The 20,934-nt window shown below is 65.7% G+C and carries 17 protein-coding genes; 13 read left to right on the top strand and 4 right to left on the bottom strand.

Annotated features, from left to right (window positions below; all coding sequences use genetic code 11):
- Positions 1-89 precede the first annotated feature (89 nt).
- The 11 genes from argS (at position 90) to ACSQ23_RS16410 (ending at position 13,056) form a co-directional block, all read left to right on the top strand.
- Positions 90-1,835, top strand: coding sequence for an arginine--tRNA ligase (gene argS / locus ACSQ23_RS16460; protein WP_055880041.1), 1,746 nt, complete (start codon positions 90-92; stop codon positions 1,833-1,835).
- A gap of 90 nt (positions 1,836-1,925) precedes the next feature.
- Complete coding sequence (locus ACSQ23_RS16455; RefSeq protein WP_436091229.1) at positions 1,926-4,490, top strand: SPOR domain-containing protein; 2,565 nt, start codon at positions 1,926-1,928, stop codon at positions 4,488-4,490.
- Positions 4,491-4,684: 194 nt separating this feature from the next.
- Positions 4,685-5,497: a segregation and condensation protein A gene (locus tag ACSQ23_RS16450; protein WP_055880036.1), complete on the top strand. Its 813-nt coding sequence runs from the start codon at positions 4,685-4,687 to the stop codon at positions 5,495-5,497.
- Positions 5,494-6,165, top strand: coding sequence for an SMC-Scp complex subunit ScpB (gene scpB / locus ACSQ23_RS16445; protein WP_055880033.1), 672 nt, complete (start codon positions 5,494-5,496; stop codon positions 6,163-6,165). The genes ACSQ23_RS16450 and scpB overlap by 4 nt, the downstream gene beginning before the upstream one ends.
- The gene (locus tag ACSQ23_RS16440; RefSeq protein WP_055880032.1) at positions 6,162-7,262 is read left to right on the top strand and encodes an ABC transporter ATP-binding protein; all 1,101 of its coding nucleotides are present in this window, start codon (positions 6,162-6,164) and stop codon (positions 7,260-7,262) included. The genes scpB and ACSQ23_RS16440 overlap by 4 nt, the downstream gene beginning before the upstream one ends.
- 52 nt (positions 7,263-7,314) lie before the next feature.
- Complete coding sequence (tatA, locus tag ACSQ23_RS16435) at positions 7,315-7,533, top strand: twin-arginine translocase TatA/TatE family subunit (RefSeq protein WP_436091228.1); 219 nt, start codon at positions 7,315-7,317, stop codon at positions 7,531-7,533.
- Positions 7,534-7,565: 32 nt separating this feature from the next.
- Entirely contained in the window at positions 7,566-8,363 is a 798-nt protein-coding gene (gene tatB, locus ACSQ23_RS16430) for a Sec-independent protein translocase protein TatB (RefSeq protein WP_436091227.1), read from the top strand.
- 2 nt (positions 8,364-8,365) lie between these two features.
- Entirely contained in the window at positions 8,366-9,202 is an 837-nt protein-coding gene (gene tatC, locus ACSQ23_RS16425) for a twin-arginine translocase subunit TatC (protein ID WP_055880027.1), read from the top strand.
- Between the two features lie 228 nt (positions 9,203-9,430).
- The gene (gene serS, locus ACSQ23_RS16420) at positions 9,431-10,756 is read left to right on the top strand and encodes a serine--tRNA ligase (RefSeq protein ID WP_055880024.1); all 1,326 of its coding nucleotides are present in this window, start codon (positions 9,431-9,433) and stop codon (positions 10,754-10,756) included.
- Positions 10,753-11,517: a 5'/3'-nucleotidase SurE gene (surE, locus tag ACSQ23_RS16415; protein ID WP_055880021.1), complete on the top strand. Its 765-nt coding sequence runs from the start codon at positions 10,753-10,755 to the stop codon at positions 11,515-11,517. Before serS ends, surE begins: the two co-directional genes overlap by 4 nt.
- 366 nt (positions 11,518-11,883) lie before the next feature.
- On the top strand, positions 11,884-13,056 hold the full coding sequence (locus ACSQ23_RS16410) for a peptidoglycan DD-metalloendopeptidase family protein (RefSeq protein ID WP_436091226.1): 1,173 nt from the start codon (positions 11,884-11,886) through the stop codon (positions 13,054-13,056).
- A 92-nt stretch (positions 13,057-13,148) separates the two neighbouring features.
- Here ACSQ23_RS16410 and ACSQ23_RS16405 read toward each other — a convergent pair whose 3' ends face one another.
- From ACSQ23_RS16405 to ACSQ23_RS16390, 4 genes are all read right to left on the bottom strand, one after another.
- Positions 13,149-14,132: a hypothetical protein gene (locus tag ACSQ23_RS16405; RefSeq protein ID WP_436091225.1), complete on the bottom strand. Its 984-nt coding sequence runs from the start codon at positions 14,130-14,132 to the stop codon at positions 13,149-13,151.
- Between the two features lie 254 nt (positions 14,133-14,386).
- Positions 14,387-16,066: a pilus assembly protein TadG-related protein gene (locus ACSQ23_RS16400; RefSeq protein ID WP_436091224.1), complete on the bottom strand. Its 1,680-nt coding sequence runs from the start codon at positions 16,064-16,066 to the stop codon at positions 14,387-14,389.
- Entirely contained in the window at positions 16,063-16,524 is a 462-nt protein-coding gene (locus ACSQ23_RS16395; RefSeq protein ID WP_436091223.1) for a TadE/TadG family type IV pilus assembly protein, read from the bottom strand. The genes ACSQ23_RS16400 and ACSQ23_RS16395 overlap by 4 nt, the downstream gene beginning before the upstream one ends.
- Positions 16,525-16,804: 280 nt before the next feature.
- The gene (locus ACSQ23_RS16390) at positions 16,805-17,704 is read right to left on the bottom strand and encodes an ATP-binding protein (RefSeq protein WP_436091222.1); all 900 of its coding nucleotides are present in this window, start codon (positions 17,702-17,704) and stop codon (positions 16,805-16,807) included.
- A gap of 185 nt (positions 17,705-17,889) precedes the next feature.
- Between ACSQ23_RS16390 and yajC the strand changes: the two genes are divergently transcribed.
- Positions 17,890-18,240, top strand: coding sequence for a preprotein translocase subunit YajC (gene yajC / locus ACSQ23_RS16385; protein ID WP_055880006.1), 351 nt, complete (start codon positions 17,890-17,892; stop codon positions 18,238-18,240).
- A gap of 136 nt (positions 18,241-18,376) precedes the next feature.
- The gene (gene secD, locus ACSQ23_RS16380) at positions 18,377-20,932 is read left to right on the top strand and encodes a protein translocase subunit SecD (RefSeq protein ID WP_056000532.1); all 2,556 of its coding nucleotides are present in this window, start codon (positions 18,377-18,379) and stop codon (positions 20,930-20,932) included.
- Positions 20,933-20,934: the final 2 nt, after the last annotated feature.

Here is a 20,934-nt window from a genome sequence, read left to right as displayed (position 1 = left end):
CGAGCCGCCGCAAACAGAGAGTCCCGCTTTCGCGGGAATGACCTGGTGGGTAAGCCGACCCCGCCAATCATGGCACCCAAGAGACCAACATGAACGTCTTCGCGTTGTTTGCCGCCCGTGTCGCCGACGCCCTTACGGGGCTCTATCCCTCGATCACCGAGGAAGCTCTGTCGCGCATCGTGGTCGAGCCGCCGCGAGATGCGGCGCATGGAGACCTCTCCACCAACGCCGCGATGGTGGTGGCCAAGCCCCTGGGCAAGAACCCGCGCGAGGTGGCGACGGCGCTGGCCGAGCACTTCAAGGCCGACAAAGACGTGACCTCGGTGGAGGTCGCGGGACCCGGCTTCATCAATTTCCGGCTTGCCACCCCGGTGTGGCACGAGGTGCTGAAGTCGATCGGCGCGCAGCGGGGCGACTTCGGCAAGTCGAACGTCGGCGGCGGCGAGCGGGTGAATGTCGAATACGTCTCGGCCAACCCGACCGGGCCGATGCATGTGGGCCATACCCGCGGCGCCGTGTTCGGCGATGCGCTGGCCTCGCTGATGGCCTATTCGGGCTATGAGGTGACGCGCGAGTATTACATCAACGACGCCGGCAGCCAGATCGATACGCTGGCCAAATCCACCATGCTGCGCTACCGCGAAGCGCTGGGCGAAAGCATCGAGATCCCGTCCGGCTTCTATCCTGGCGATTACCTGATCCCGGTCGGCGAGGCGCTGAAGGCCGAATTCGGCGACAGCCTGCTCAAGCAGCCGGAGCCCGAAGCGCTGGCACTGGTCAAAGATCGGGTGCTGGCGGCGATGATGGACCTGATCCGGGCCGACCTCGCCCAGCTCAACATCCACCACGACGTGTTCTTTTCGGAACGCCAACTGCACGGGCAGGGCGGCGATATCGACACCACGCTCGACTGGCTGCGCTCGGAAGACATGATCTACCAGGGCCGGCTCGAGCCGCCCAAGGGCAAGACGCCCGAGGACTGGGAGGATCGCGAGCAGACGCTGTTCCGCGCCACCAATTATGGCGACGATGTCGATCGGCCGCTGGTCAAGTCGAACGGCGCCTACACCTATTTCGCCGCCGACATTGCCTACCACCGCAACAAGTACCTGCGCGGCTTCAAGCACATGGTCAACGTGCTGGGCGCCGACCACTCGGGCTATGTGTCGCGGCTGAAGGCGGCGGTGAAGGCGGTGTCGCATGGCGAGGCCGATATCGACGTGCGCATCTGCCAGCTGGTGCGGCTGATGAAGAACGGCGAGCCGTTCAAGATGTCGAAGCGCTCGGGCGACCTGGTGCTGCTGTCGGACGTGGTGGAGGAGGTGGGCTCGGACGCAACGCGCTTCATGCTGCTCTATCGGCGCAACGACGCGGCGATGGATTTCGATTTCGCGGTGGTCAAGGAACAGACGCGCGATAACCCGGTGTTCTACGTGCAGTACGCGCACGCCCGGACGTACTCGGTGTTCCGCAAGGTTGCCGAGGAAATGCCTGACCTCGATATTTCGGTCGAAGCGCTGGCCAAGGCAGATATTTCGCTCTTGGCTTCAGAGGCTGATCTCGAACTGATCAAAGCTCTGGCGCAGTGGCCGCGTATCGTTGCTTCGGCCGCAAGTGCCCATGAGCCGCACCGCGTGGCGTTCTACCTCTATGAACTTGCGGCGGCGTTTCACGGCTTCTGGGCGAGGGGTAACCAGGATGTTGCCTTACGCTTTGTTAACGCCGATGATTCAATGCTGACTTCGGCCCGACTCGCCCTTGTCGGTGCCGTGCGTCAGGTGCTCGTTAACGGCTTGACCCTGCTTGGTGTTAGTGCGCCGGAGGAGCTTTCATAATTCCGGCGCATTGGTTGCTAGAGTTGCCGGCTTGCTCGGCGGGGGTCAAGGCGAGCACCGGGACCACGAGTTTAGGGGGCGCTGCTTTCAATGACAGCGAGACCGCAGCAGATGCCTGATGGCCAGGATAAATCCGACGACCTGATCGCCGAGCTCGCCAAACTTATGGCGAACAACGCTCAGGGCGCCGAGCCGGAGGCCAAATCTGCGCCCAAGCTCGTCACGCTTGCCGATGCGCCCAAGCCCGAAGGGCAGGGGCCCGCAATGGTCCGCATCCCCGGTATGGATGCGCCGGTTGCCGCAACGCCGGCGCCCGCGCCGGCCGTCAGCACACCAGTGCCGCCGCCGGCCGATCGGCCCGCGCCGGTCGCCCCGGGTGTGCTGCGCATTCCCGGCATGGATCAACCCGTAGCCGCCACGCCGGCGCCTGCCGTGACGTCGCCGGTCCCTTCGGTGGAGCCCAAGCCTGCCGCGTCGTTCGATTTCGGTACGCTTCCCGCGGCTTCGACCAGCTTCAAGCCCGAGCCGATGGCCAACTGGCAGGATCGCGAGATCCCCAAGCCGGTGCCGATGCGGCCGGCGGCTACCGTTGAGACCTCCGCGCCGGTAGCGCGCCCGGTCGTGGCCGAGGTGCTGCCGCCGGCGCGCCCGGCGCCGTTCGAGCCCGCCAAGCCCACTCCATCGCAGCCTGATCCGATGGCTGAGCTCGAAGCCGAGCTGGCGCCCGCCGTGAGTGCAGACGCAACGGTCGAGCCGGAAGTAGAGGCGCCCGCGCCGCGGGTCGAGCCGAGCTTTGCCGCGCCGCGTCCGGCTGCGCCGGCGTCCGCGCCCACATCTCCACCTGCGGCATCGCCGATGGTTGCTGCCGCCAAGGCGTCGGCTACCGATGACAGCTTCGATTTCGATTTCGGCTTTGCTTCCGAGCCGCCGGCGCCGATTGCGGCTGCCGAGTCGCGCCCACCGGTCCGCCCGGCGGTCCCGTCGCCGGCAGCTGCCGCTCCGGTGATTCCCGCCGCGTCGACCGGCGACCCGATCGCCGACCTGATCGCGGCGGAACTGGATTCCGTCGAAGCCGAGGTCGTCGAGGAGGCGAAGGTCGAGCAGCGGCCCGCGCCGGTGCAGCCGGCCGCCCGCAGTTTCCCGCTGCCCGCATCGCGCCCTGCCTCGGGCCCGTCGCAGTTCCGTCCGCAGTCGACGCCGCTTTCCGCTGCGCCGGCCAACCCCGCACCGGTCTCGCGTCCCGAGGACCGCTTTGGTGTCGCCCCGGTGTTCGGGCCGACCAGCAAGGTGCAGGCGCCGCGCCCGCAGCCGCAGCCGCAGCCGGCCGCCGAGCGCGACCCGATGGACGAGATCGAGAGCCTGATCGGCGAAGCCGTTCGGGTGGAGCTTACCAGCGACAAGCCTGCCGCCCCGCCGCCACAAGCGGCCGTGCCGCAGTCCGCTCCGATCGTGCCGCCGCTCACCACCGGGTTTGCCCCGCGTCGCGCCGCGATCAAGGATGCTGAACCGCAGGTGCCGTCGGCCGAGGCCGCCATTCTTGCGGCCGCCGCTGCCAGCGGCGCCGAGGTTGGCCGTATCGATGGTGGTATGTCCGCCGAACAGCGGCAGAGCCCGTATAAGCGTCCGAAGGCCAAACCCGAGCGCCGCTCGGGTGGGATGCGCCAATATGTCGGCATGGCCGTCGCCGGCACGCTGCTGCTGGCAGCCGGTTTCGGCCTCTACTGGGTGCTCGGCATGGGCCGTGGCACCGACGCCGATGCGCCGGTGCTGCAGGCTGATGCGACCCCGGTAAAGCAGACACCGCCGCCGACCACCAGCACGACCAACCAGCAGGGTTCGGTAGTGTTCAATGAGCTCGACGGCAAATCCGCCGCGGCCGCTGCCAACGAGCAGTTGGTATCGCGCGACGATACCGCCGAAACCAGCGTTGCCGACGTGGCGCGCACGGTGGGCGAGGGCGATGATGCGGCCAGCGAGAGCGAACTCGCCAACCGCAAGGTTCGCACCGTGACGGTTCGCCCGGATGGCACGATCGTTTCGGGCGACGAGGCGGTGGCCGGCAATGAAGAGCTGCCGGTCGATCGGCCGGCCGTTCCGGATCTGCCGGGCGCCGACGTGCAGCCCTCCGAACTGCTGGCAGCCGTTCCCGACGCTGCGACCGATCCGATTGCCGCGGCGATCGACAGCGGCACCGATCCGGCGGTCGATCCGACCCAGGTCTCGGCGCTGGCGCCGACCGGCCCGGCGCCGACCATCGATCCCAACATCGTGGCGCCGGTCCCGGTGGCCCGCCCGACGGATCGCTCGGTGCTTGGCGGCGGCTCGAACCAGCAGGTTGCTGCTACCCAGCCGTCGCAGCCGGTTGACCTGGTCGAGGCCCCCGCGGCCCAGGCGCCGCAGGCCAGTGGCAGCGGTCCTTATGTGCAGCTCAGCTCGCAGCCGACCGAAGGCGACGCGGCGTCGTCGCTGCGTTCGACGCAGAACCGGCTCTCCGGCCTGCTGAATGGGCGCAGCCTTGCCGTGCGGCAGGTCAACCTCGGCGCCAAGGGCACCTGGTACCGCGTGGTGCTGCCGGTCGATTCCTTCCAGGAAGCGACGCAGACCTGCGCCAGCCTCAAGGCCAACGGCGTCGATTGCGTGCCGATCGGCGGTTGATCGGCACCCGCAGTTCCTTGACCTCGGTCTCGGTTAGGGACCAAGCTCGCGCGAGCTGGAGCGTGTTACCGTTTCGTTGAACGACAACATGCTCCAGCCTTGATTTGTCGCGCTATCGAAGCGGAAAAGTCTGCAATCCCGCCTTGGCGAGGGCAGGCATTTTCCTGATAGCGCTTTGGCGGGCAGGCGACTGTATGAGCGACACTTCCACTGACTGGTTCGCGGCGCCGGATGCGCCGCGCGACGACGAAGTGATGTATGTCGACGTTGCCGGCTATGAAGGCCCGCTCGACCTGCTGCTCGACCTGGCGCGCCGCCAGAAGGTCGACCTCTCCCGCATCTCCGTGCTGGCGCTGGCCGAGCAGTATCTCGGCTTCATCGAGACGGTGCGCGAGAAGCGCATCGAGATCGCCGCCGATTACCTGGTGATGGCGGCGTGGCTGGCCTATCTCAAGAGCCGGCTGATGGTGCCACAGGCACCCAGCGACGACGAGCCCTCCGGCGAGATGATGGCGGCCCTGCTGCAGTTCCGGCTGAAGCGGCTCGAAGCCATGCGCAAGGCCGCGATGCAGCTGATCAACCGGCCGCGGCTCGGGCGGCAGGTGCATGCGCGGGGCCAGCCCGAACCGGTGCTGGTGGAGCGACGCAACCTCTGGGAAGCCTCGCTCTACGATCTGCTCAAGGCCTATGCCACCGGCCGCGAACGCAACGTGCCGCAGGACTATCACCTGTTCGAGCGCAGCGTTTGGTCACTGCAGGAGGCGCGCGAGATATTGACGCGGCTGATTGGCGACAGCATGGACTGGGTGCCGCTCGATGCGTATCTCGACCAGTATCTGAGCAACCCCGAGCAGCGGAAGACCGCGACGGCGTCGAGCTTCGCCTCGAGCCTTGAACTCGCCCGGCAGGGGCAAATAGAACTGCGCCAGACTTTGACCTTCGGCCCGCTGTTCATGCGACGGCGCCAGGACCCAAAGACACCCGGCGACGGAAAGAAGACCGAATGACGGATGAAGTTCCGGACGACCAGTTCGACGAGCATGGCGAGATCGCCGAGCGGAACCTCAGGGTGCTCGAAGCGATCCTGTTTGCCTCGGCCGAGCCGCTGTCACCGGCCGACATCGCGCCCTATCTGGGGGAGGGCGCCGACGTTCCCGAGCTGCTCGAACGGCTGGCGCTGCGCTATGCGGGCCATGGCGTGCAACTGGTGCATCGCGGCGGCAAGTGGGCCTTCCGTACGGCCGACGACCTGTCGTTCCTGTTGCGCCGCGAGGAGACCGAGAGCCGGCAGCTGTCGCGCGCCGCACTCGAAACCCTCGCCATCATCGCCTACCACCAGCCGGCCACCCGAGCCGAGGTGGAGGAGGTGCGCGGCGTTGCCAGCGGCGGCGGTACGTTCGACGTGCTGATGCAAACTGGCTGGGTGCGCATGCGTGGCCGCCGGCGCACGCCGGGGCGACCGGTGACCTATGGCACGACCGAAGCCTTCCTCGACCATTTCGGCCTTGAGAGCCTTGCCGACCTGCCGGGGCTCGAAGAGCTGAAGGGCTCGGGGCTGCTGTCGAGCCGGCTGCCGCCGGCCTTCCAGGTGCCGTTGCCCTTTGATGGGCCGCTGCGCGATGACGAGGATCCGCTGGAGCCGGACGACCAGGGCGAGAGCGACCCGATCCAATGACCGATATCGAAGCAGTCGAGGACTGGGGCCCGCGCGGCACCGCCGGCGTCGCCTTTGCGGCCGCGCTGCGGTTCGACGCTGTCGACGTGACGCTGGGTGGGCGGCCAGTGCTCAGGAACTTCTCACTGGCGCTGGTGCCGGGCGAGATCGTGTGCCTCCTCGGGGAGAGCGGTTCGGGCAAATCGACCATCCTCAGGGTGGCGGCCGGCATCCAGCGCATCGATGGCGGCACGGTGAAGATCAACGACCAGGTCGTGTCCGGTCCTGGCGTTCATGCCAAGCCGGACCGGCGCGGCATCGGCCTGATGTTCCAGGATTTCGCCCTGTTTCCGCACCTGACGCTGTTGCAGAACGTAACCTTCGGGCTACGCAAGCTGGGGCGGACCGCCGCGCTGGCGCAGGCGCGGCAGGCGCTGAAGCGCGTGGGTCTCGACGACCGCGAAGCGGACTATCCGCATCGGCTCTCCGGCGGCCAGCAGCAGCGATTGGCGCTGGCTCGCTCGATCGCGCCGCGCCCGGGCATCCTGATGCTCGACGAACCGTTCTCGAGCCTCGATGCGCGGTTGCGCGAGACGGTGCGCAACGAAACGCTGGCGGTGCTGCGGGAAACCCACGCCACGACCATCATCGTAACGCACGATCCGGAGGAGGCAATGCTGCTGGGCGACCGCATTGCGCTGCTCCGCCACGGCAAATTGGCGCAGATCGATACGGCGTCGGAGATCTACAACCGGCCGGTCGACCTCAACGCCGCCCGCTTCTTTTCGCCGCTGAGCGAGATCGAGGCACGGGTGCAAGCGGGCAGGGTGGAGACCCCGCTCGGGCCCGTTCCGGCGCCGAAGTATGCCGACGGCACCGCGGTGACGGTGGCGATCCGGCCGATCGGATCGCTCGACGTGGCAACCGAAGGGCCTGGCGTTCCCGGCCGTGTGCTGGCCAAGCGCGATGCCATCGGCATCGATCTGTGCGAAGTGAGCGTGACTGGCCTCGACCGCCCGATCCAGATCCGTCGCCGCGCCGATCGTAACCTTGTTGTCGGATCGGACGTATTCCTGACCCTCAACCCGGAACACGTCCTTGTGTTCGCCAAGGATTGAACCTATTTCTCTGCGCTAGTGTAAGCGTAGAGCATTCTTTCGGAGACCATCCATGCACGCGCCAGGGATTTGGGGCATCATCGTCGTCGCCATCGTGGTGATCCTGCTGTTCGGACGCGGCAAGATTGCCGGGCTGATGGGCGAAGTCGCCTCCGGCATCAAGTCCTTCCAGAAGGGCATGCGCGACGAAGAGCAGAAGCCTGCTGCGCAGATCGACGCTTCGACCACCGTCGAGTCGGCCCGCGAGACCGAAAAGGCCAAGGACGCCTGATCGTCTGACGGCCGCTCCCAGGAGCCAAAACTATGCTCGGCGTCGGCTGGACCGAAATGCTTGTGATCGGGGTCGTGGCCCTGATCGTCATCGGACCCAAAGAGCTTCCCGCTCTGATGCATCGGGTCGGCAAGTTTGCCGGCACGATCCGTCGCATGGGCTCGGACTTTCAGCGTGAGCTGAACAAGACCACTGGTCTCAACGAGATCACCAATCTCCGCCAGTCGGTGACGCAGCCGCTGAAGGCGACTGCCGATGCGATCCGCAAGGAATTCAACACGACGACGGCAACCGGTGAGGTGAAGCCCTCCGGGGCGATCAAGCCAGCCGATCCCAAGGTCGAAAGCGTGGTCGACGAGATCAAGGCGGCCGCCGGCATTGCCACTCCTGCAGCGGCCGCGGCGCCGGTGATGACCCCGATCGTGCAGCCAGCCGAGACGCCCAAGGCGCCGGTGAAGGCCGCCCGTCCGGTCAAGATCAAGGCGCCGACCGAGAGCAAGGTGGCAGCTGCCGACATCGCTCCGGCAAAAAAGGCCGCACCGAAAGCGAAGAAGCCGATCGACTCGCCGGCTCCGGTCGAGGCCATCGCACCCGCCAAGGCCACGCCTGCGAAGCAGGCTAAGGTCGATGCCATCGCGCCGGCCAAGGCCTCGGCTGCGAAGAAAGCGACCGTCAAGCCAGCCAAGCCTGTCGCCAAAGCCGAGAGCGTCGCCGTCAAGCCGGCCGCGAACGCCGCGCCGGCCAAGACCGTCAAGGCCGCCGTCGCTGAACCCGCCGCGGCCAAGAAACCCGCAGCCAAGAAACCGGCTGCTGCCGCCAAGAAGCCGTGACCATGGCCGAACAGACCAAGCTCGAAGCCCCCAAGGACGCCGCCGCGGTTGAACAGGATGAGCTCGCCGGAAGCGAAGCGCCGCTGCTCGACCACCTGATCGAACTGCGCAAGCGACTGATCCGCTCGGTGCTGGTGATCTTCGCGCTGCTGATCGTCTGCTTCTTTTTTGCCGGCACCATTTTCGATGTGCTGGTGCAGCCCTATCGCGAGGCGGTAGCGCCGGCGCCGGTGGAACTGATCTACACCGCGCCGCAGGAATTCTTCTTCACCCAGCTCAGCCTCGCCTTCTTCGGGGCGCTGTTCCTGGGCTTCCCGTATCTGGCCACCGAGGTTTATGGCTTCGTGGCGCCGGGGCTCTACAAGAAGGAGCGTCGGGCCTTCATCCCGTACCTGGTGGCGACGCCGGTGTTCTTCGTTCTGGGCGCGGCGATGGTGTATTTCGCGGTGCTGCCGCTCGCCATGCGCTTCTTCCACGCCATGGAGACCACCGAGATCACCATGCTGGTGAAGGTCTCGGAGTATCTCGGCCTCGCCATGACGTTGATCCTCGCCTTCGGCATCTGCTTCCAGCTGCCGGTGGTGCTGACGCTGCTGGCGCAGATCGACCTTGTCTCCTCGGCGACGCTGAAGAAGGGCCGCCGCTACGCCATTGTCGGTATCCTGGTGTTCGCCGCGTTCATCACGCCGCCCGATCCAATCTCGCAGATCGGCCTCGCGCTGCCGATGTACCTGCTCTACGAGATTTCGATCCTCTCGGTTCGCTGGATCGAAAAACGACGGGCTGCGGCGCTCGCGGCCGAGGGGGCCGAAGGTACCGACGTCGAGAAGGCCGAGTAGGCTCCAAAGCATCTTACGGACGAACTGACCACCCTGAGCGGGTGGTCGAGCCGACCCACGGCAATCACCCCATCTACGATGACACCGGTGAGTGGGTCGGGTCGGAGCCCACTCAGCATCGCCGGTGCTGGTCACTCGCGAAACGATCGGGCAGGGCGTCCCGTCAGGGACTTGCGCTGGCACCCCAATCCGGTAAAGCAGAGCCCTTCTCCCGCCGCAGGTCTCTCCATGCTCGATATCAACTGGATCAAAGCCAATCCCGCCGCGTTCGACGCTGCGCTCAGCGAGCGCAAGAACGTGCCGTTCAAGGCCTCCGAGCTGATCGCCATGGACGATTCCCGCCGCAGCGCCATCGCCGCCGTCGAGGATGCGCAGGCCAAGCGCAACGCGCTGTCGAAGCTGATCGGGCAGGCCAAGGCGCAGAAGGACGAGGCCAAGGCCAACGAGCTGATGGCCGAAGTCGCGAGCCTGAAGGACGCGATCCAGGCCGGTGAAGCCACCCGCAAGGAAGCGGAGGAGGGGCTGCGCAACGCGCTGCTGGTGATCCCCAACCTGCCGCTCGACGAGGTGCCGCGTGGCGCCGACGAGGCCGACAACAAAGAGTATTTTGGCCTCAACGGCTCGCCGGCTACCGCGGCCAAGGCGCGACCGGCCAAGCCGAGCTTCAGCTACAAGCCGAAGGAGCATTTCGAGACCGGCGAGGCCATGGGCCAGATGGATTTCGAAGTCGCCGCCAAGATCAGCGGCAGCCGCTTCGTCGTCTTGAAGAGCCATCTGGCGCGGCTCGAGCGTTCGATTGGCCAGTTCATGCTCGATCTGCATGTCGACCAGCATGGTTACACCGAGGTGCAGCCGCCGCTGCTGGTGAAGGACGACGCGCTCTACGGCACCAACCAGCTGCCAAAGTTCGCCGACGACCTGTTCTTCACCCCGCATGGCGAGAGCCGGCTGGCGCTGATCCCGACGGCAGAAGTGCCGCTGACCAATTTCGTGCGCGAGACGATCCTCGCTGAGGACGAGCTGCCGCTGCGAATGACGGCGCTGACCCCGTGCTTCCGTTCGGAAGCTGGGTCGGCTGGGCGGGATACCCGCGGCATGCTGCGCCAGCATCAGTTCAACAAGGTCGAGATGGTGGCGATCACCACGCCGGAAACCTCGGGCGATGAGCATGAGAAGATGCTGTCGGATGCCGAGGATGTGCTGAAGCAGCTGGGCATCCACTACCGGGTGATGATGCTGTCGACCGGCGACATGGGCTTTGGGGCGCAGAAGACCTACGACCTCGAGGCCTGGCTGCCGGGGCAGGACACCTATCGCGAGATCTCGTCGGTCTCGGTGTGCGGGGATTTCCAGGCGCGCCGCATGGATGCGCGTGTGAAGGGCAAGGACGGAAAAATCCGTCATGTTCATACGCTGAACGGCTCGGGTGTTGCCGTGGGCCGGGCGTTGATCGCGGTGATGGAAAACTACCAGCAGGAGGATGGCTCGATCGCCATCCCTGACGTGCTGCAGCCCTATATGAAGGGCCTCAAGTCGATCGGTGCGCGCTCGTGAGAATTCTCATCACCAACGATGACGGCGTGGACGCTCCCGGCATCGCGGTGATGCGCGAGATTGCGCTGACGCTCAGCGAAGACGTGTGGGTGGTGGCGCCGGATGGCAACCAGTCAGGTGCGGCGCATCGCTTCACTTTCGGGCGCGAGCTCGGGGTGGATAAGCGCGAGGATCGGGTGTTCTCGATCGTCGGCGGCTCGCCGGCCGACTGCGTCGTCGCCGGCATGACGCATATCTGTAAGGATCTGAGGCCCGATCTGGTGCTGTCCGGCATCAATAACGGCCAGAACCTGGGCGATATCCTCAACTGCTCGGGTACCGTCGCCGGGGCGCGCGAGGGAGCGCTGCATGGTGCGCTCGGCATCGGCATCAGCCAGGGCGTCGACTACGAGCGCGGCACCGAGATCGAATGGACCAACTCGCGCACCTACGCGGCGCGCGTGGTGAGCCAGCTGCTGCAGCAGGTGCAGAGCCGCGGCGACGTCTATTTCAACGTCAACATTCCGTTCTGCGCGCCCGAGGACGTCGCCGGCATCCGGGTGGTGCCGTTCCAGCGCTTTGCCCGCTCGCCGATGGCCTATTACCCGAGCGACAATGCCGGAAAGTTCTTCATCGCCATCCCCGAGACGCCCAAGCCGCTCGATGAAGAGCACGATTTCCGCCTCGCCATGCACGGCAATGCCATCACGGTGACCCCGCTGATGCTGCAGCACACGCATTATGAGATGGCTGGGCAGCTGGATGGGAAGCTGGGGCTGTAGCCCCTTCGCTCCTCGCTGACGCTCGGATCGGCGACACGTTGTGTCGCATCCGGCCTTCGGCCAGCGAGGGTTGCGCCCTCGTCCTCGACCTCAAGGGGAGAAGGCAGCGACTGAGGGATCGCGGTTCCATCACCTTCTCCCCTTGAGGGAGAAGGTGGCGCGCAGCGCCGGATGAGGGGTATCGCATCGCTGGCGATGCGCGCTTCGAGCGTTAGCGAGGAGCGATGTTGGTTGGCCCGCTCTCTTAACCCTACCGACTCCTGAATCCCCCGCCGGATGATTTGAGCAAATTGCTTCGCATTTAAATCACTCTTTACCTTAACGCCCTAATCTCACGTCCATTGAGTACCTGCGTAGAGTGGACTGATGAGTAACCGCGTGACCGGTAAGACGTTTAGAACCGCCGCGATTGTGGGCCTGTTCGCGGGCGCCACTGCGCTCTCGGGGTGCAGCTCGCTGGGTGGCCTTGGCTTCGACAGGACGGCGACCGGCTCGGTCAACGCCGCTGCGCCGATGAACACAGCGCAGGCCATGCCCAAGACGCTTGTTCCTCCAGAAAACATTGGCGGTGGGTCCGGTCCTATGCTGGTCGGCTCCAACAGCATGGGCACTCAGCCCATGGCCAGCCAGCCGCTTGGCTCAGTATCGACCGAAGACTTGCCTGTGCTCACTTCATCAGCCAACGGAAGCAATCAGATGATGCCCGCTGCCCAGCCCCTGAGCCCGGTTCCGGCCACTACCACTCTGGCGTCCGCCCCGGCTTCGAACTCCCTCGTCTCCGTTCCCTCCGATGCCTATGTCCACGTGATCGAAAGCGGCGAGAGCCTCTACACGGTGGCCCGCCGCTACAACGTCACGGCGCAGGCGATCATCCAGGCCAACGGTTTCTCGTCGCCCGACAAGATCTATGTCGGCCAGAAGATCGTCATTCCCGGCAAGGCCTCGACGCTGATGGCGCTGGGCCCCAAGGGCGGCGCCAAGCCGGAAACGATGCTCGGCGCGCCGCCGTCGAACCTCGCTGCACCCAAGCCCGTTGCCGTCGCTTCGATCGAGCCCGAGACCAAGATTCCGGCCGCGACCGTCAAGCCGCTGGCGCCGACCAGTGCAGCGCCGGCCGCCCTGGCTGAAGCACAGCCGCTGCAGCAGCCCAAGACCGAACCGGTGCTCTCCGGCGCTGACAAGTTCCGCTGGCCGATCTCGGGCCGGGTGATCACCGACTTCGCCAATTCCAAGGGCACCGGCATCAATATCGAAGCGCCGGAAGGCGCGGCGGTCCGCTCGGCCGAGAATGGCCAGGTGATCTATGCCGGCTCGGGCGTCGAGGGTTACGGCAACCTGATCCTGATCCGCCACCCGAACGGCTACGTGTCGGCGTATGCCCACCTCAAGGACATGAATGTCGCCAAGGGCACCGTGGTGAACCGCGGCGACAATATCGGCACCGCCGGCAAGACCGGCTCGGTGTCGAAGTCGCAGCTGCACTTCGAGCTGCGCAAGGGCGCCACCCCGGTCGACCCGCTGCCGCTGCTGGCCAGCTGAGGTCAGGCGTAGATTTGACAAGGCCCCGGAGCGATCCGGGGCCTTTGTGTTTTGAGCGACAGCCTGGGGGTCGGTTTAAGCCGGCGCTTCAGTCACACCGCGAACGCCCTGATCGAGTGCCTGATCTCCAGCGGTTTGGCCGGGTCGAGATCCACCCAGGTCTTGATGCCGCGCAGGTTGATCGGGTTGGGGCCGGTGGCGACGTCGGTGTGGAGGTCGAAGGCGGAGGCGAGGGGTTCGAGGCCGACGGCGCGGAACTGGCCGTTCCAGGGCTCGCCCTTGATGCCGCCATCGGTGTGCCAGATCATCAGCGTGGGCAACAGTTCGCGGTCCCAGTCGAGCTCGAAGCCCATGCCTTCGTCGAGATAGGTGCCGGTGAGGGGCCCGCGGGCGCCGCAGAGTTGCACGTTCTTGTCGGTGCGGGGCGACAGCGGAATGTGGGACATATCCACCCGGGCGCCGTTCTTCGGCACTGAGCTCAGGCTCTCGAACTCCTGCGGGTCGCCCTCGGCGGTCTGGCCGGGGTGCGTGAGGCCGAAGTCGAAATCGAGCTTCAGTTCGAGCCGGCCGGGATTTTCCGGCAGGCGGAAATTGGGGTGGAGGCCAGCCGAGATCGGCGCCTTGTGGCGGGCGAAGATGCGCATGACGAAATCCACCGCCGGCGCGTCCTTACGGGCGGTGATGACGCGCTCGACCTTGCGCACCACGGAATCCGGATCGTAGTCGAGCGACAGCGTGACGCTCTCGTCGTCGCCGCCGACGATAGTCCACTCGCGATGCGCGACAGGGCCATGAATGGTGCCCGTGGCCGGCTGGCCGAGCAGGCTGCCCCATTCGGGCAGGTTCGGGCCGGCAGTGCGCCCACCAGTGCCGAAAGGCAGACCGACGAAATCGCCGGCCAGCACGCGCAGATGCCCGACGATCGCGGGATCGTCGACGGTGCCGAGCCACGGCGCGCGGGCGAACGGTTTGAACGGCTTACCGTCAACCAGGAAGGTGGCGTCGGCCAGCATGGCAGCCGTACTCAGGATGGTCGCCTCGCCGTGCGACCATCTCAACTTATGCGACAGGCTCATTATTCCCCTCGGTCCTCGTCGTCGAAACGCGGGCGCATTCGTTGCAGCTACGAGGCTGCGCCGCAAGCCGCGGGGCTATGGATAAATGGTCTAGAGCGCTTCGCGATCTGCTCCACCGGCCTGGTGGCTGGGCTCGGCGGTGTGGCCTGACACCGGCCGTCATCCCAGCGAAAGCCGGGACCCATTTCACAGCCCGCGCGCGGGTGGGGTAATCGCCGTGGGTCAGCCCGACCTCCGCCCATCACGAGCATAGATTAGCCGACCAACACGGGACGGCTGCAGGTGGCGCTGTAGACGCGCACGTCGGCCTCGCCGATGCCGACCCCAAGGACTTCGAGCACACCGAAGATGGTGCTGTCGAGGACCGGCGCCAGCGGCGCCACCAGCGTGCGCACGGCGGCCTCGATGACGGCGTCGGTGGACAGGCCGATCCCCAGCACGTCGACATCGATATCGAGCTCGTCGAGCAGCGATTTCGACAGGCTGCCGACGATGGTGTGGTTGGTGGCGGTCTTGATGGTGCCCTGCGTCACATCCTCGCTCGAGAAATTGAGCAGGATCGGCGAGGTCTCTCCGATGACGATGGCGGCGCGCGCTTTGATCTTCAGCAGCAGGGCAGAAAGGATGGTGGCCTGGTTGACCACCGGGAAAGCGCTGAAATCGGTGAAGCTGGCGCCCGCGAGGTTGCCGATAGCGAGCCGTGCGACGCCAGGCAGCACCTCGACCACGGCGGTGCCGGCTTGCCTGCCCAAGCCAGGGCAGGTGAGCGAGCGGATTCGCGCTTCGGCGTAGGCGACTTCGATATAGATCGGCAGGGTGACGCCGGCGCCGAGCAAGATCGGGCCGCCGAGCATCTTGACCGTCAGCTTGAGCCGGGTCTGCGCGGTGCGGGCGACGGCGCCCTTCTCGCCGACGCGGTACCAGGCATGCTGCGGCGGCTCGCCGATGGCGACGCTGAGGGCGATGCTGGTGAGGCCGGGCAGGGTGGCGCCGACGGCGAGGTCGATCTGCTTGCCGTTGCCAGCGATCACCGCAGCAGCGTTGAGCAGCTCGAGCGCCGAGAGGCCGGCGAAATAGCCGGATTCACTGCCCACCGACAGGGCGGAGAGCGAGCCGATATCGAGCAGCTTGAGCAGCGGGATCGTGCCGGTGTCGGCAATGGTGGTGGAGAGCGTGGTGGCGGCGGTCTTGGCGGTGCCGGTGAGGACGCTCGCCAGGGCGGCGGCGATGGCGCCGCGGCTGGCCGAGGCCTTCAGCACGTCGCCATAGGTGGCGGCCGAGAGGTGAAGCTGCTGGTTCAATGCATCGAGGAAATCGAGCAGATCGACCTTGGCATCGAGCAAGGCGTCGTAGCTCATCACATCGAGCGTGGCCGAGGTGCCGAGCAGGCTTTTGAGCAGGGCGTTGGCGACGCCGCCGTTCAGCGAGGCGAGGCGGGAGCCCACCGAGAAGGCCGCCTGCGGGTTCGCCGTCGCCAGTGCCGCGACGGAGATCTCGGGCGGCGCCTGCCAGGGTCGGGCAAGCAGCAGTGTGCCTGTCTTGCGGTAAGTCACCTGCACGGCGTTGGGTGGCGAGCCGCCGGGCGAGAAGCGCGCCGCCACCGACAGCTCCGGCACTGCCTTGTAGTGACCGGTCACCACCTGCACCGGGTGCGAGGAGCGGACCTGGATCGAGGGATCGTCGATGCTGAGAGTGCTGCCGATCAGCCCGTTCGCCTGAAAGGTCCTGAAGGCGGTATCGAGTGCCTTGCTGGGGTCGGTCACCGCCGCAATAGCGGCGAGATCCGCTACCGATTGCGCCTGCCGCCGCTCGAGATAGAGCGAGCCTTCGTCCACGGCGAAGGCCCCGGCGAGCATGGCGACCGGCAGCAGCAACGCGAACATCACCGCGATGTTGCCCCGTTCCTCGGCTCGGAAGCGGCGGAAGCCTTTCATATGCCGCCGAGCCGGATGGTCGAAGTGTAGCTGATGATCTTGTCCGGCAGCGGCACCGGCAGCACCCAGATCGGCAATTGCGAGGCGTCGTAGGTGATGGTGACCTTGTACTGGTTGGGATCGCTGGCATCGTCGCCGATGGTGAAATCCACCTCGTCCGGATCGATGAAGACGTAGCCGCCGGCATTGTTCTCGATGAATGCTGTAACCAGCGTGTTGCGTTCGGTGGGGCTGAGGCCGGCGATCGAGGTGCGGGCAGCGTCGGCGGCGATCTGCTGCACCGAACTGGCGGCGCCGAAATAGATGCCGTAGGCGAGGACGCCGACAATCATCAGGATGAAGACCGGGGCGATAATGGCGAACTCGACCGCCGATGCGCCTTCGTGGGCGCCGGCGAAACGGCGCAGGCCACGAAGTGGCGGCACGCCGCGCGGCTGGCAGTCTCGGTGCCTCAGCATACGAGTACCCCACAAAATGGCCGCCACCCTCCTGGGTGGGATGCTCGGCCGGTCGCTTCAGGCGCCCGAAGACTGGCGCCCGAAACGACGAAATACGAGATTAGTCAAATAGAGATAAGTATAGGTAAGATAAGTGGAATTCCCGTGAGCAATGCGGAAACACCGTACTGGCAACATCTGCGCGGAGGGCGGCGCGGAGTCGCTTAGGGAAGTACGTGGCAGTACTTATGAGGTCGGAGTTTGGAATCGGCACGGCGGTGCCGGTTCCAAACTGCAGGAGCTAAATTGCTTTGCCCTGTTCACCGGCGAGCGCGCGGACGAACTGGATGGCGACGCGGCCGGAGCGGGCGCCACGGGTCATCGACCACTCGACGGCGCGGGCGCGCAGCGTTTCGTCGTCGATCACGAGGCCATACTCGTCGCAATAGCCGCGGATCATCGCCAGGTAAGTCGGCTGGTCGCAGTTGTGGAAGCCGAGCCAGAGCCCGAAGCGATCCGACAGCGACACTTTTTCGTCGACCGCTTCGCCAGGGGTGATGGCCGTGGAGCGCTCATTTTCCACCATGTCGCGCGGCATCAGGTGGCGGCGGTTGGAGGTGGCGTAGAACAGCACGTTCTCCGGCCGGCCTTCGAGCCCGCCATCGAGGATGGTCTTCAGCGATTTATAGCTGGTCTCGTCCTTGTCGAAGCTCAGGTCGTCGCAGAACACGATGAAGCGGGCGCTCTCCTCTTTCGAGATGAGCCGCATCAGCCGGGGCAGGGCCTCGATGTCTTCGCGGGCGATCTCGATCAGGATCAGCCGCTTGATGCCGGGATCGCGAGAAGCGACCCGGGGATCGCCAGAGGTATTGATGTGGGCGTGCACGGCCTTGACCAGCGAGCTCTTGCCCATGCCGCGGGCGCCCCAGAGCAGCGCGTTGTTGGCGGCATAGCCACGCGCAAACTGCAGGCTGTTCTGCAAGAGGATCTCGCGCACGTCGTCGATGCCCTTGAGCATGGCGAGCGGTACCCGCGACACCTTGGGCACCGGGATGAGCGCATCGGCCGCGGCGTCCCAGTGGTAGGCGTTGGCATCGGTCAGGGCAGGGGCCGGAACGACGGCGCCGGGCTTCATGGCTTCAAGCGTATCGGCGATGCGGGCGAGGGCCGCCGCGATGTCGGCGGAATAGTCGGTGGTCATATGGGCGAACTCCCGGGTACGCCCCCGTTTTGACGCAGCCCGATTGGCTTTGCAATCCTTGTGCACGGCCTCTATATTCCGGCCGATTTTTGCCGGGTTGGACTGTCCAGCGCCGGAGACCAGCCCTATATGGGTCAACAACGGCCATCCGACGTGCCGACAGCCACTATGCAAGGAGCTTCTTAATGTTCGTGACCCCCGCCTTCGCGCAAGCCGCAGGCGCTGCCCCCTCGATGGGCGCCGGTGATCTGCTGATCCAGTTCGCCCCGATCCTGCTGCTGGTCGTGATCTTCTGGCTGCTGATCTTCCGCCCGCAGCAGAAGCGCATGAAGGCGCACCAGGCGATGCTGACGTCGATCAGCCGCGGCGACACCGTGGTCACCTCGGGCGGCCTGGTGGGCAAAGTCACCAAGGCAGTCGATGGCGAAGACCTAGAGGTCGAGATTGCCCAGGGTACCCGCGTCAAGGTCACGCGCGCCGGTATCTCGGACGTCCGCTCCAAGTCGACGCCGGTCAACGACAACAAGGCTTCCTGAGCCATCTCCATTCCAGCCGGCCCAGCAAGTGGGCCGGCTGACGCATTTCTGACATAGACGCGGAGCCACTGGGCTCCGTTTGCTCCGGGGCGGCCTGCTGTCCCCGGGAGCACCATACAGGACCCAAGTTCCGACCATGCAGTCATCGCCATTCCGGTCAGCCATCATCGTCATCGTTGCGATACTTGGCATCCTGTTCACCATCCCGAGCTTCCTGCCCAAGGATATCCTCGCCAGCTGGCCGGGCTTCCTGCCCAAGCAGACCGTGGTGCTCGGCCTCGACCTGCAGGGCGGCTCGCACCTGTTGCTGCAGGTCAACCGCGAGTCGATCATCACCGAGCGGATCAAGTCGCTGCGCCGCGATGTGCGCTCGGCGCTGGCCAATGACAACGGCATCGGCAACCTGATCACCACCGGCCCGGATTCGATCACCATCGAGCTGACCGACCCCTCGCAGAAAGCTGCCGCGATGACGGCGGTGCAGAAGCTGCAGAACAACGTGTCGAGCAGTTTCGGTGTCGGTGGCGTGCCGGAGCTGGCCTTCTCCGAGACGACCGACGGCAAGATCGTGGTGTCGCTGACGCCTGACGGCGTCAAGGAACGGATGTCGTCGCTGGTCGCGCAGTCGATGGAAGTGATCCGCAACCGCGTCGACGAGGTGGGCACCACCGAGCCGACGATCCAGCGCCAGGGGCAGGACCGCGTCCTGCTGCAGGTGCCGGGTTTTGAGGATTCCGAGCGGCTGAAGGACCTCGTCCAGCAGACGGCGCGCCTCACCTTCCACCTGGTCCATCCCTCGATGACCGCGGCGCAGGCCGAGGCACAGGGCATCCCGTCGGGCTACTTCATCCTGCCGAGCGCCGATGGCGGCAGCGAGCTGCTGAACGAGAACATCGAACTCGGCGGTGAATCGCTGACCAACGCGCAGCCCGGCTTCGACCAGCAGACCTCGCGTTCGGTGGTGAGCTTCCAGTTCGACACCCGCGGCGCCATTACCTTCGGCGAAATCACTTCGAAGAATGTCGGCAAGCGCTTCGCCATCGTGCTCGACAACCAGGTGATCACCGCACCGGTCATCCAGCAGGCGATCACCGGCGGCTCGGGTCAGATCAGCGGCAATTTCACCCCGCAATCGGCCAACGATCTCGCCGTGCTGCTGCGCGCCGGCGCGCTGCCGGCCAGCCTCGACGTGGTCGAGGAGCGCTCGGTCGGCCCCAGCCTCGGTGCGGACTCGATCCGCGCCGGCATCACTGCAGGTGCGGTGGCCTCGGTCGCCGTTCTGGCGTTCATGGTTATCGCCTATGGCCTGTTCGGCGTGTTCGCCAACGTGGCGCTGGTGCTCAACATCTTCCTGATCCTCGGATCGCTCTCGGCGATCGGCGCAACGCTGACGCTGCCCGGTATCGCCGGTATCGTGCTCACCATCGGCGTAGCGGTCGACGCCAACGTTCTGATCTACGAGCGCATGCGAGAAGAGCAGCGGGCGGGCAAATCGATCCTCGCGGCGCTGGATGCGGGCTTCCATCGCGCCTGGGGCACGATTATCGACTCCCACCTGACGCAGCTGATTGCGGCCATTGTGCTGTACTTCCTCGGCTCAGGCCCGATCCAGGGCTTTGCCGTGACGCTGGCGCTGGGCATCCTGACCTCGCTGTTCACCGCCTACACGGTGACCCGCTTCTTTATCGGCATCTGGTACCACTGGAAGCGGCCCAAGACGCTGAGGATCCAGCACTTCCGGTTCATCCCGGACGGAACCAAGATCGACTTCATGAAGATGTCCCGCGCGGCGATCATCCTCTCGATCGTCCTGACCGTGCTCGCCATCGGCACCGCCTATTTCAAGGGCTTCAATCTCGGCATCGACTTTGTCGGCGGCTCCGCCATCGAAGTGCAGCACACCACGGGCGATGCCGACCCGGCGCGCGTGCGTGAATTGCTCGAGCCGCTGAACCTGGGCGAAGTGCAGGTGCAGAGCTTCGGCACGCCACAGGACCTGCTGGTGCGCATTCAGCTGCAGCCGGGCGGCGACGCCGAGCAGCAGGTGGCCGTGCAGGAAGTCACCAAGACGCTGGCGACCGAGGAGTACGAGGTTCGACGCACCGAGGCGGTGAGCGGCACGGTTTCTGGTGAACTGGCCGTCCACGGCACGATCGCCGTGCTGGTGACGCTGTTCGCCATCCTGATCTATGTCTGGTTCCGCTTCGAGTGGCAGTTCGGTCTCGCCGCCGTGACGACGACGCTGCACGACGTGATTATGACCGTCGGGTTGTTCTCGATCACCGGGCTGGAGTTCAACCTCTCCTCGATCGCGGCGGTGCTGACACTGGTCGGTCTGTCGCTCAACGAAACGGTGGTGATTTCCGATCGCGTCCGAGAGAACTTACGAAAATACAAGAAGATGTCGGTGCCCGAGATTATCAATCTCTCGATCAACCAGACGATCGTCCGTACCTCGCTGACGCAGTTCACCGTGCTCCTGGCGCTGTTCCCGCTGGTGTTCTTCGGCGGCGAGTCGATCCGTGGCTTCACCATCGCCATGACCTTCGGCTCGATCTTCGGCATGTACTCCTCGATCTTCATCGGCGGCCCGATCCTGATCTATTTCGGGCTCAAGCCGCGTAGCGAGATGGAAGAAGAGAAGGAAAAGAAGGCCAAGGCGAACAAGCGCGCCGACGGCGCCGCGGTTTAATC

Source organism: Devosia sp. LjRoot16, from assembly GCF_964252795.1.
Classification (GTDB): Bacteria; Pseudomonadota; Alphaproteobacteria; order Rhizobiales; family Devosiaceae; genus Devosia_A.
This window is presented reverse-complemented; position numbering and strand designations above follow the sequence as displayed.

Bases quoted from the DNA above. Each gene is read 5' to 3' on its own strand.
- argS (WP_055880041.1), top strand. From the start codon at position 90: ATGAACGTCTTCGCGTTGTTTGCCGCCCGTGTCGCCGACGCCCTTACG.
- ACSQ23_RS16455 (WP_436091229.1), top strand. From the start codon at position 1,926: ATGACAGCGAGACCGCAGCAGATGCCTGATGGCCAGGATAAATCCGAC.
- ACSQ23_RS16450 (WP_055880036.1), top strand. From the start codon at position 4,685: ATGAGCGACACTTCCACTGACTGGTTCGCGGCGCCGGATGCGCCGCGC.
- scpB (WP_055880033.1), top strand. From the start codon at position 5,494: ATGACGGATGAAGTTCCGGACGACCAGTTCGACGAGCATGGCGAGATC.
- ACSQ23_RS16440 (WP_055880032.1), top strand. From the start codon at position 6,162: ATGACCGATATCGAAGCAGTCGAGGACTGGGGCCCGCGCGGCACCGCC.
- tatA (WP_436091228.1), top strand. From the start codon at position 7,315: ATGCACGCGCCAGGGATTTGGGGCATCATCGTCGTCGCCATCGTGGTG.
- tatB (WP_436091227.1), top strand. From the start codon at position 7,566: ATGCTCGGCGTCGGCTGGACCGAAATGCTTGTGATCGGGGTCGTGGCC.
- tatC (WP_055880027.1), top strand. From the start codon at position 8,366: ATGGCCGAACAGACCAAGCTCGAAGCCCCCAAGGACGCCGCCGCGGTT.
- serS (WP_055880024.1), top strand. From the start codon at position 9,431: ATGCTCGATATCAACTGGATCAAAGCCAATCCCGCCGCGTTCGACGCT.
- ACSQ23_RS16410 (WP_436091226.1), top strand. From the start codon at position 11,884: ATGAGTAACCGCGTGACCGGTAAGACGTTTAGAACCGCCGCGATTGTG.
- ACSQ23_RS16405 (WP_436091225.1), bottom strand. From the start codon at position 14,132: ATGAGCCTGTCGCATAAGTTGAGATGGTCGCACGGCGAGGCGACCATC.
- ACSQ23_RS16400 (WP_436091224.1), bottom strand. From the start codon at position 16,066: ATGAAAGGCTTCCGCCGCTTCCGAGCCGAGGAACGGGGCAACATCGCG.
- ACSQ23_RS16395 (WP_436091223.1), bottom strand. From the start codon at position 16,524: ATGCTGAGGCACCGAGACTGCCAGCCGCGCGGCGTGCCGCCACTTCGT.
- ACSQ23_RS16390 (WP_436091222.1), bottom strand. From the start codon at position 17,704: ATGACCACCGACTATTCCGCCGACATCGCGGCGGCCCTCGCCCGCATC.
- yajC (WP_055880006.1), top strand. From the start codon at position 17,890: ATGTTCGTGACCCCCGCCTTCGCGCAAGCCGCAGGCGCTGCCCCCTCG.
- secD (WP_056000532.1), top strand. From the start codon at position 18,377: ATGCAGTCATCGCCATTCCGGTCAGCCATCATCGTCATCGTTGCGATA.